Origin of the sequence: Amycolatopsis sp. NPDC021455 (assembly GCF_040640995.1) — a bacterium.
Taxonomy (GTDB): domain Bacteria; phylum Actinomycetota; class Actinomycetes; order Mycobacteriales; family Pseudonocardiaceae; genus Amycolatopsis.
The window spans coordinates 1-10,225 of the sequence record NZ_JBFACT010000127.1 but is presented as its reverse complement, the minus strand read 5'-3'; the positions used below and the strand labels follow the sequence as shown (position 1 = coordinate 10,225).

Sequence of the window (10,225 nt, the reverse complement as noted above, 5' to 3'; positions counted from 1 at the left end):
GGTGCGTCAGACGCACCGAACGCCACATTGGGGCGCTTGTCAGGCCCCGGTCACCAGCACGATCGGCGAGTCCCCGCAGCGCCTCAGCCCCGGCCCGGGCTCCGCGCCCGCCGACCACCACGCCGGGACGTCGGCCTCGCGCACCAGCGAGCCCGTCGGCTGCCGGACGCTGTTGGACACGATCACGCGGCCCTGCGCGTTCAGCAACGCCGCGCCGGGCCCCAGCGACCGCAACCGCGGCCGCACCGCCCGCTCGAACTCGCGCACGTAGACGTCCGCGCCCACCACGCCCGCGAAAGCGCCGGAGCGGACCACCGGGATCGTGAACGTCAGGGTGTACTCGTCGGTGCACAGGTAATCCACGTACGGGCCGTTGATGTGCCGCCGCCCGGTGTCGCGGGGGACCGTGAACCACGACTGGCGCGTGTAGTCGAGGAAGTTCTCGCTGTCCGGGTCGAGGCTGATGAACAGCTGGGCCGGCGGAGACCCGGCCGTCCACCATTCGAAGCCGAACTCCGAATCGGCCAGTACGTGCGGCGCGCTGACGAAGCCCGCGCCGATGACCAGCCCGCCCAGCGCCTCGGTGACCTGGGGGCGGATGCGGTGCAGGGCGGCCGCGGCGGGGGACTCGGCCAGCACCGACTCGGCCGCCGCCAGCACGGGCTTGAGCCGCTCGAAAACCCCTTCCACCAACGCGGAAACCTGCTCGACGACCTCGTCGCCGGCCAGCGTGCGGGTGTCGTTCACGGTGCTCACCTCGATGCGCGGAGTGTGCGGGATTTTACGGGGTGAGCAAGCCGAGGTGCACGTCCGCGAGCCGGTCGAGCGCGCCCAGCAGGTGCTCCTCCGTCAGCTTGCGGGCCAGTTCCCCGTCCGCCGAGGAGATCGCGGCCGCGATCGCCGTGTGCTCTTCGTGCGAGTGCGCCGCCGGCCCGAGCGGGAGCCACAGCAGCCCGCCCAGCTCGCTCTGCAGGTGGACCTCTTCGTGCGTGAGCCGCGGCGACTGCGCGGCCGCCGCGACCTCCAGGTGGAACTGCCGTTCCGCCCGCGTGAAGTCGATGCCCTTGGCCGTGCGGAGGTCGTCGGTCGCCAGCCGCAGCCGGGCGACGTCCTCGGGGGAGCTGCGTTCGGCGGCGAGCTTCGCGGCGGCTCCGGCGATCGCGAGGTAGTGGTCGCCGACGTCGCGAAGGTCCGACAACGACACCTCCCGCAGCCGCGCGCGCCACGCGTCCGACGGCGGGTTGGCCGGCGCGCGGACGAAGCTGCCGCCGCTGCGGCCTCGCCGCGTCTCGACCAGCCCCTGCTGCCGCAACGCGACCAGCGCCTCCCGGACCGTCACGGTCGAGACGCCGAACTGCGCGGCCAGGTCGGCCTCGCTGGGCAGTTGCTCGGAGTCGGCGAGCAGGCCGAGCGTGATGGCGTCGACCAGCCGCGCCGCCACCGCCTCCGCCCGCCCGACCTGGCCGAGCGGGGCGAACATGGCGGACCGCGCGCTGTGCGACATGCCTTTTCGCATCGCGTGCCCTCCAGTACCCGTTCGCACCAATCTTGCCCCATCCTCTTGTCCTATTACATATGGAGTCATATGTTTTAGCTCCCCGTAGCACCGAGGAGTAACCGTGCAGGAGCTGAAGCACTACGTCGGCGGCGCCTACGTCGAGTCCAAGTCGGGCCGGACGGCCGAGATCACCGACCCGGTCACCGGACGCGCGTACTGCACCGCGCCGATCGCCGGCCCCGAGGACGTCGACAACGCCCTGCAGGTCGCCGCGACCGCGTTCGAGACCTGGCGGGAGACCACCCCCGCCCAGCGCCAGCTCGCGCTGCTGAAGATCGCCGACGCCCTCGAAGCCCGCGCCGAAGAGATCGTCCGCGTCGAGTCCGCGAACACCGGCAAGCCGCTCGGGCTCACGATGTCCGAAGAGATGCCGATGGTCCTGGACCAGGTGCGGTTCTTCGCCGGGGCCGCCCGAGTGCTCGAAGGCCGGGCCGCGGGCGAGTACATGGAAGGCCACACGTCCTTCGTCCGCCGCGAGCCCGTCGGCGTCTGCGCGCAGGTGACGCCGTGGAACTACCCGCTGCTGATGGCCATCTGGAAGATCGCGCCCGCGCTCGCCGCCGGCAACACCGTCGTCCTCAAGCCGTCCGACACCACGCCGGCGTCGACGCTGCTGCTCGCCGAGATCGCCGGCGAGTTCCTGCCGCCGGGCGTGTTCAACGTGATCTGCGGCGACCGCGACACCGGCCGCGCCCTGGTGGAGCACGACATCCCGGCGATGGTGTCGATCACCGGCTCGGTCCGGGCGGGCATCGAAGTCGCGCGCAGTGCCGCCGACGACGTCAAGCGCGTCCACCTCGAACTCGGCGGCAAGGCCCCGGTCATCGTCTTCGGCGACGCCGACCTCGAAGCCGCGGCCGAGGCCATCGCCGTCGCCGGCTACTTCAACGCCGGCCAGGACTGCACCGCCGCCACCCGCGTGCTGGTCGCCGACGACGTCCACGACACCTTCGTCGCCGCCCTCGCCCGCCAGGCCGAGCAGACCAAGACCGGCAAGCCCGACGACGAAGACGTCGCCTACGGCCCGCTCAACAACGCCGCCCAGCTCGAGAAGGTGGCCGGCTTCATCGATCGGCTGCCGGAGCACGCGACTGTCCACTGTGGAGGACACCGGGCCGGTGACGAAGGGTACTTCTACGAAGCCACCGTCGTCTCCGGGCTCCGGCAGGACGACGAGGCGATCCAGAACGAGATCTTCGGCCCGGTCATCACCGTCCAGCGGTTCTCCGACGAAGCCGAGGCGCTGAAGTTCGCGAACGGCGTTCAGTACGCCCTCGCGTCGTCGGTCTGGACCCGTGACCACCAGCGCGCGATGCGCGTCGCCGCGAAGCTCGACTTCGGCTGCGTCTGGATCAACACCCACATCCCGCTGGTCGCCGAAATGCCGCACGGCGGCTTCAAGAAGTCCGGCTACGGCAAGGACCTCTCGCTCTACGGCCTCGAGGACTACACCCGCGTCAAGCACGTCATGAGTGCTCTGTGAGGTAGGCGATGCCCAACCAAGCACCGTCGGCGGCGCCGGAGGAGACCACCCCGGCCGAAAGCACGCGGCCCGCGATCCGGCTTTCCGGGCTGCGCAAGCACTTCGGCGACGTCCGCGCGGTCGACGGCGTCGACCTGGACATCCCGCCCGGCGAGTTCTTCTCCATGCTCGGCCCGTCCGGTTCCGGCAAGACGACGGTGCTGCGCATGATCGCCGGCTTCGAGCTGCCGACTGAGGGCACGATCGAGCTGGACGGGCGGGACGTCACCCGCCTCGCGCCCTTCGAGCGGGACGTCAACACGGTGTTCCAGGACTACGCGCTGTTCCCGCACATGAACGTGCTGCAGAACGTCGAGTACGGCCTGCGCGTCAAGCGCGTCCCGAAGCAGCAACGCCGGGAGCGCGCGCTGGAAGCGTTGAAGACCGTGCGGCTGGAGGACTACGGCTCCCGCAAGCCCGCGCAGCTTTCCGGCGGGCAGCGCCAGCGCGTCGCGCTCGCCCGCGCGCTGGTGAACCGGCCCAAGGTGCTGCTCCTCGACGAACCCCTCGGCGCACTCGACCTGAAGCTGCGTCAGGCGATGCAGCTCGAACTGAAGCAGATCCAGCGTGACGTCGGCATCACGTTCGTCTTCGTCACCCACGACCAGGACGAAGCGCTCACCATGAGCGACCGGATCGCGGTGTTCAACGACGGCCGGATCGAGCAGGTCGGGCCGCCCGAAGAGGTCTACGAACGGCCCGCGAGCGCGTTCGTCGCCGGCTTCGTGGGGACGTCGAACCTGCTCGGCGGCCGCGGCGCCGAGTCCGTCATCGGCAGGCCGGGGCTGTTCAGCATCCGGCCGGAGAAGATCCGCATCGACGGCGAGCTGTCCGAGCCCGCCGCGGCGGGGGAGACCAGCGCGACGGGCACGGTCACCGACGTCGTCTACGCCGGGGCCACCGTGCGGTACTCGGTCGCGCTCGACGCCGGCGGCCGCCTCTCGGTGGTCCGGCAGAACACCGACGGCGCTTTGGCGGACGGTCGCGTCCGGCTGAGCTGGCGCAACGAACACAGCTTCCAGGTCCAGTAATCCCTCGAAAGGGGTGCCATGAAGAACAGGAAGACGCGGCTGGCCGGGATCCTCGGCGCGAGCCTGCTGTTGGCTGCATGTGGCACGTCCGGCTCGAACTCCGCCGCGCCGCCGGGCGCGCAGGGGTTCACGCCGCCGAAGCTGGAGGCGCTGAAAGCGCTCGGCCAGCCGGAAGGGCAGCTGAACGTCCTCGCCTGGCCGGGGTACGCGGAGAACGGCTCCAACGACCCGAAGGTCGACTGGGTGACGCCGTTCGAGCAGCAGACCGGCTGCAAGGTGAACGTCAAGCCGTTCGGCACGTCCGACGAGGCCGTCACCCTGATGAAGACCGGTCAGTACGACGTCGTGTCGGCGTCGGGCGACGCCTCGCTGCGGCTCGTCGCGTCCGGGGACGCCGAGCCGGTGAACACCGACCTCGTGCCGAACTACAACGACGTCCAGCCGTTCCTGAAGAACAAGCCGTGGAACAGCGTGAACGGCGTGGCGTACGGGATCCCGCACGGCTGGGGCGCGAACCTGCTGACCTGGCGCACCGACAAGGTGACCCCCGCGCCGACGTCGTGGTCGGTGATGTTCGACGCGAACTCGCCCTACAAGGGCAAGGTGATCGCCTACGACTCGCCGATCTACATCGCCGACGCCGCGCTGTACCTCCAGGCCCACCAGCCCGACCTGGGCATCAAGAACCCCTACGCGCTGGACGACAAGCAGTTCACCGCGGCGGTGAACCTGCTCAAGCAGCAGCGGCCGCTGGTCAGCGAGTACTGGTCGGACTACCTCAAGGAGTCCCAGGCGCTGAAGAACGGCGACGCGCTGGTCGGCACCGCCTGGCAGGTCACCGTCAACCTCACCAAGGGCGAAGGCGCGCCGCTCGAGGCGGCCGTGCCGAGCGAAGGCGCCACCGGGTGGTCGGACACCTGGATGGTCGCGGCGAAGTCGCCGCACAAGACGTGCGCCTACAAGTGGCTCGACTACATCATCAGCCCGAAGGCCAACGCCCAGGTCGCGGAGTACTTCGGCGAGGCGCCGGCGAACGCGAAGGCGTGCGCGGAGATGACGGACAAGACGCTCTGCGACACCTACCACGCCGGCGACGCGGCGTACGCGGCGAAGATCGCGTACTGGACAACGCCGATCCCGCAGTGCCTCGACGGCCGCACGGACGTCAAGTGCAAGGACTACGGCGAGTGGACCCGCGCCTGGACCGAGATCAAGGGCTGAGATGACCGCCGTATCGGCCTTCTTCTATAGGAAACCCAAGCTGCGCCTGGGTTTCCTGCTCTCGGCGCCGCTGCTCTGGCTCGGCCTGGCCTACCTGGGCGCGCTCGCCGCGCTGTTCGTCACGGCGTTCTGGCGCACCGATACGTTCACCGGCCAGGTCGTCGTCGACTGGTCGCTGGACAACTTCCGGACGCTGTTCACCGACGCCGTCTACCGCACGATCACGTTCCGCACGGTCGGGATCGCGGCCCTGGTCACGGTGATCGACGCGGTCGTCGCGTTCCCGATGGCCTACGCGATGGCCAAGCTCGCTTCACCGCGCGCACAACGGATCCTGGTGATCGCGGTGATGACCCCGCTGTGGGCGAGCTACCTGGTGAAGGCGTACGCGTGGCGGTCGATGCTGTCCGGCAACGGCGCCCTGAGCGGGATTTCTCCCGGCTACGGCGTCACGGCGACGATCATCACGCTGTCCTACCTCTGGCTGCCGTACATGATCCTGCCGATCTACGCGGGCCTCGACCGGCTGCCGGACTCGCTGGTGGACGCGTCCGGCGACCTCGGCGCGCGCTCGTTCCGGACGTTCCGCTCGGTGATCCTGCCGCTGACGTTCCCGGCGATCGTGGCGGGTTCGATCTTCACGTTCTCGCTGTCCCTGGGCGACTACATCGCGGTCAAGATCGTCGGCGGCACTTCGCAGATGCTCGGCAACGTCGTGTACGACAACATCGGCGCGGCGAACAACCTGCCCTTCGCGGCGACCGTGGCGACCGTGCCGGTCGTGATCATGCTGGTCTACCTGGCCGCGGTGCGCCGCACCGGCGCGCTGGACAACCTCTAGGAGCCCGCATGCGGACGCTGCTGTGGACGGCGCTGGGGCTCGGCCTGGCGGTGATCTACTTCCCGCTGGTGGTGGTGCTGCTCAACTCCGTCAACGCGGACACGACGTTCGGCTGGCCGCCGTCGCGGTTCACCTTCGAATGGTGGAGCCGGGCGGCCTCCAACGAAGGCGCTCTGCACGCACTCTGGACGAGCGTGCAGGCGGGTCTCGCGGCGACGGCGATCGCGCTGGTGCTCGGCACGATGGCCGCGTTCGCCCTGCAGCGCTACCGGTTCTTCGGCCGCAACCCGGTGTCGCTGCTGATCATCCTGCCGATCGCGCTGCCCGGGATCGTCACGGGCATCGCGCTGAACAACGCGTTCCGGACCATCCTGGGCATCGACCTCGGCCTGCTGACGGCGATCATCGCGCACGCGACGTTCTGCATCGTGGTGGTGTTCAACAACGTCGTCGCGCGGCTGCGGCGGCTGGGCGGCAACCTCGAAGAGGCGTCGATGGACCTCGGTGCGACCGGCTTCACGACGTTCCGGCTGGTGACGTTTCCGATGCTGCGCTCGGCGTTGCTGGCCGGCGGGCTGCTGGCGTTCGCGCTGTCGTTCGACGAGATCATCGTGACGACGTTCACCCTCGGCACGGGCCTGGAGACGCTGCCGATCTGGATCTACGACAACCTGTTCCGGCCCAACCAGGCCCCGATCGTCAACGTCGTCGCGGCGGTGCTGATCGTGGTCTCGACGGTCCCGGTGTACCTGGCGCAGCGGCTCTCCGGCGGCGACACGGCCTCCGGCGGACGGCTCTAGCCGCGGAAGGAGTCCGTCGCCGCGCGGAGGGCGGCGAGCATGCCCGGGTCGGTCACCGCGTGCCCGGCGCCTTCGATGAGGTTCAGCTCCGCACCGGGCCACGCCTGGTGCAGCTCGTACGCCGTGATCGGCGGGCACACCGCGTCGTAGCGGCCCTGCACGATGACGCCGGGAATCCCGGCGAGCTTGCCGGCGTCGCGGATCAGCTGCCCGTCGTCGAGCCATGCGCCGTGGCTGAAGTAGTGGACGGCGAGCCGCGCGAACGTGAGCGCGAACGCCGGCTCGGCGTACTGCCGGACGAAGGACTCCTGCGGCTGCACGGAAACCGTCGCGCCTTCCCAGACGCTCCAGGCGATCGCGGCGCGGTGCCGGACCTCCTCGGAAGGGTCGTCGAGCAACGTGGCGTACGCGGAGAGCGGGTCGTCCCGCAGTGACGGCGGGATCGGCGCGAGGAACGCTTCCCACTCGCGCGGGAAGAGGTTCGCGGCCCCGCCGCGGTAGATCCAGTCCAGCTCGCTCTGCCGCACGGTGAACACGCCCCGCAGGATGATCTCGCTGACGCGCGAAGGGTGCGTCTGCGCGTAGGCGAGGGCCAGCGTCGCGCCCCACGAACCGCCGAAGAGCTGCCAGCGCTCGATGCCGAGCCGTTCGCGCAGGGCCTCCATGTCGGAGACGAGGTGCCACAGCGTGTTCGCGGTGAGGTCGCCCGCGTCCGGCGTCGACCGGCCCGAGCCGCGCTGGTCGAACAGGACGATCCGGTAGACGCTCGGGTCGAAGTGCCGCCGCGCCATCGGCGCGATCCCGCTGCCGGGACCACCGTGCAGCACCACGACGGGCTTCCCGGCCGGGTTGCCCGCCTCCTGGCACCGGATCCGGTGCCCGTCGCCGACTTCCAGGAACCCTTCGGCGCGCGGAGGGATCGGCGGGTAGAGCTCGTCCATGCCCGACACTTTGCCGGAGAGCCCCGGTCGTCGTCCCGACGCCCCGCCGCCGAGCGCCGGGACGACGACCGAGAAAGGTGGGAACCCGCCCCCGCCGCCGGGCTGAGCGGGTTCCCGGTCCGTGGGGGTCAGCTGGGGGACACGACGCCGTCGGGGTGGTCACGACGGCCGGCAGTCCGCACACGCATTCCCGTCCTCCTCGTCGAGGGTTCGAATCTTCGTCGTGGCGGCGACGGGCTAAACGCTAAGCCACGAGCCGAATGTGAGTCAAGAACATGATTGATGTTCATGGATGTGAACAACTCACGGTGATCCGCTGAGAGGACGCTGAGCGTGCCGGTGCCCCTTGCCCGGGCCTCACCGATAAGCCGGTACTTTCCGGTGTCGGTGTGGTGAAAAAGGGGTACGGAAAGGCACGGAATGTCCGCGGTGACCTATGTCGAGGCGATTGTCGTCGGCGCCTTGCAAGGGGTGTCGGAATTGTTTCCGGTGTCCAGTCTCGGCCACAGCATCCTGCTGCCCGCCTGGCTCGGCGGCTCGTGGCAGCGGGACCTGAGCATCGGCAAGGATTCGCCGTACCTCGCGGTGCTGGTGGCGATGCACGTCGCCACCGCGCTCGCGCTGGTCCTGTTCTTCCGCAAGGACTGGGTGCGGATCATCGGCGGGCTGTGGACGTCGCTCCGCCACCGCGAGGTCCGCACCCCCGACCAGCGGCTCGCGTGGCTGCTCGTGCTCGCCACGATCCCGGTCGGACTGGCCGGCCTGCTGCTGGAGGGCCTGCTGCGCGACTTCCTCGGCAAGCCGGTGCCGTCGGCGATCTTCCTCGCCCTCAACGGCGGTGTGTTGTACGCCGCCGAGAAGTTCTCCCGGAAGAAGCCCGCGGAGGAAGCGGACACCGTGGACTTTTCGGCCGAAGACACGCTGGTCATGCGGGCGGTCTCGGTCGAGGAGGCGACCGACGTCCGGCTCGCGAAGCTGCGGGTCGGCGAGGCGGTGCTGATCGGCGCGGCGCAGATCCTCGCGCTGCTGCCGGGCATCAGCCGCTCGGGCATCACGATGGTCGCCGGCCTGCGCCGCGGCCTCGGGCACGAGGACGCGGCGCGGTTCGCGTTCCTGCTGGCCACGCCGGTGATCCTGGCCGCGGGCGTGCTGAAGATGCCGACGCTGTTCGCCCCGGAGAACCACGCGTCGCTCGGCCCGGCACTCGTCGGCAGCGTCGTCGCCGGGGTCGCTTCGTACATTTCCGTCCGGTTCCTCACGGGGTATTTCGAAACGCGTACTTTGACCCCGTTCGCCATTTACTGCGTGGTCGCCGGAATCGGCAGCCTGATCTTCTTCGCGGTGTGACGTGCCGCTGACGTTCGACGTCCCCGCGGTCGGCTGCGTGCTCGTCCTGGGCACGCTCTACGTCCGCGCGGCTCGCGGACGCACCTGGCCGCCGGGCCGCACGACGGCGTTCCTCGCCGGGCTGGCGACGATCGTCCTGGTCACCTGCTCGCCGCTGGCCGTCTACGACACGACGTTCTTCTGGGTCCGCGCGGTCCAGACCATCACCCTGCTGATGATCACACCGCTCCTGCTGGTCCTGGGTGCCCCGATCCGGCTCCTCCTGGACACCGTTCCGGCCCGGGGGCCGCGTCGGCACGGCCGTGGCCCGGTGGCGCGGGCGCTGACGTTCCCGCCGGTGGTCACCGTCGTGCTGGTCGCGCCGGTGCTCGTGCTGTACCTGACCCCGCTCTACGACGTCACGCTGCGGTCGGCGGTGGTCGACGGTCTCGTCCGGGTGGTGCTGGTCGCCGCGGGCTTCGTCTACTTCTGGACGCGCCTGGGCCTCGACCCGACGCCGCGGGAGGACCCGCACCTGGTGTCGGTGTGGATCGCGTTCACCGAGGTGATCTTCGACGGCGCGCTCGGCCTGGTGCTGTGGCTCGGCCCGCTGCTCGCGCCGGCGCACTACGCGGCCGCGCACCCCGGCTGGGGTCCGGACCCGCGGACCGACCAGATCATCGGCGCGGGGGTGCTGTGGATCGGCGGCGACGTCGCCGGGCTGCCGTTCATCGCCGCGTTGTTCGTCCGCTGGGCCCGCGACGACGAGCGGCGCGCGAAGCGGATCGACGCCCAGCTGGACGAAGAAGCCGCTTCGGCGCCGCCCGCGCTGTGGTGGGAATCCGACCCGGCGCTCGCGGAACGGTTCAGGCGCCGATGACCCGGGCTCTCAAGCGCCCCAATGTGGCGTTCGGTGCGTCCAACGCACCGAACGCCACAATGGGGGGGTCTGAGGCAACCAACGCCACATTGGGGCGCGCGAGGT

Annotated in this window: 10 protein-coding genes; 7 read left to right on the top strand and 3 right to left on the bottom strand. The window is 70.1% G+C overall.

From position 1 onward, the window contains the following. Nucleotides 1-39: 39 nt before the first annotated feature. Both AB0G28_RS48240 and AB0G28_RS48235 read right to left on the bottom strand, forming a co-directional pair. The gene (locus AB0G28_RS48240) at nucleotides 40-747 is read right to left on the bottom strand and encodes a cache domain-containing protein (protein ID WP_361106069.1); all 708 of its coding nucleotides are present in this window, start codon (nucleotides 745-747) and stop codon (nucleotides 40-42) included. A gap of 34 nt (nucleotides 748-781) precedes the next feature. Next, the gene (locus AB0G28_RS48235; RefSeq protein WP_361106066.1) at nucleotides 782-1,516 is read right to left on the bottom strand and encodes an FCD domain-containing protein; all 735 of its coding nucleotides are present in this window, start codon (nucleotides 1,514-1,516) and stop codon (nucleotides 782-784) included. A 103-nt stretch (nucleotides 1,517-1,619) separates the two neighbouring features. On the opposite strand from AB0G28_RS48235, the gene AB0G28_RS48230 reads away from it, so the two are divergent. Genes AB0G28_RS48230 through AB0G28_RS48210 form a run of 5 tightly spaced genes read left to right on the top strand, consistent with a single transcriptional unit; the run spans nucleotide 1,620 to nucleotide 6,973 of the window. Next, nucleotides 1,620-3,041 carry a gamma-aminobutyraldehyde dehydrogenase gene (locus tag AB0G28_RS48230; RefSeq protein WP_361106063.1) on the top strand — a complete coding sequence of 474 codons (1,422 nt, stop codon included), beginning with the start codon at nucleotides 1,620-1,622 and terminating at the stop codon, nucleotides 3,039-3,041. An 8-nt stretch (nucleotides 3,042-3,049) separates the two neighbouring features. Beyond that, nucleotides 3,050-4,111, top strand: a complete 1,062-nt coding sequence (locus AB0G28_RS48225; protein ID WP_361106060.1) for an ABC transporter ATP-binding protein — start codon at nucleotides 3,050-3,052, stop codon at nucleotides 4,109-4,111. A gap of 18 nt (nucleotides 4,112-4,129) precedes the next feature. Beyond that, a complete protein-coding gene (locus tag AB0G28_RS48220; protein WP_361106057.1) occupies nucleotides 4,130-5,332 on the top strand; it encodes an ABC transporter substrate-binding protein in 1,203 nt (400 codons plus the stop codon). Between the two features lies 1 nt (nucleotide 5,333). Then, nucleotides 5,334-6,173 carry an ABC transporter permease gene (locus AB0G28_RS48215; RefSeq protein WP_361106054.1) on the top strand — a complete coding sequence of 280 codons (840 nt, stop codon included), beginning with the start codon at nucleotides 5,334-5,336 and terminating at the stop codon, nucleotides 6,171-6,173. Between the two features lie 8 nt (nucleotides 6,174-6,181). Continuing rightward, on the top strand, nucleotides 6,182-6,973 hold the full coding sequence (locus AB0G28_RS48210; RefSeq protein ID WP_361106051.1) for an ABC transporter permease: 792 nt from the start codon (nucleotides 6,182-6,184) through the stop codon (nucleotides 6,971-6,973). On the opposite strand, the gene pip is transcribed toward AB0G28_RS48210, so the two are convergent. Beyond that, the gene (gene pip, locus AB0G28_RS48205; protein WP_361106048.1) at nucleotides 6,970-7,914 is read right to left on the bottom strand and encodes a prolyl aminopeptidase; all 945 of its coding nucleotides are present in this window, start codon (nucleotides 7,912-7,914) and stop codon (nucleotides 6,970-6,972) included. The genes AB0G28_RS48210 and pip overlap by 4 nt on opposite strands. Before the next feature lie 420 nt (nucleotides 7,915-8,334). On the opposite strand from pip, the gene AB0G28_RS48200 reads away from it, so the two are divergent. Both AB0G28_RS48200 and AB0G28_RS48195 read left to right on the top strand, forming a co-directional pair. Beyond that, the gene (locus tag AB0G28_RS48200) at nucleotides 8,335-9,261 is read left to right on the top strand and encodes an undecaprenyl-diphosphate phosphatase (RefSeq protein ID WP_361106044.1); all 927 of its coding nucleotides are present in this window, start codon (nucleotides 8,335-8,337) and stop codon (nucleotides 9,259-9,261) included. A 1-nt stretch (nucleotide 9,262) separates the two neighbouring features. Next, nucleotides 9,263-10,120, top strand: a complete 858-nt coding sequence (locus AB0G28_RS48195) for a cytochrome c oxidase assembly protein (protein WP_361106041.1) — start codon at nucleotides 9,263-9,265, stop codon at nucleotides 10,118-10,120. The last annotated feature ends 105 nt before the right edge of the window (nucleotides 10,121-10,225 follow it).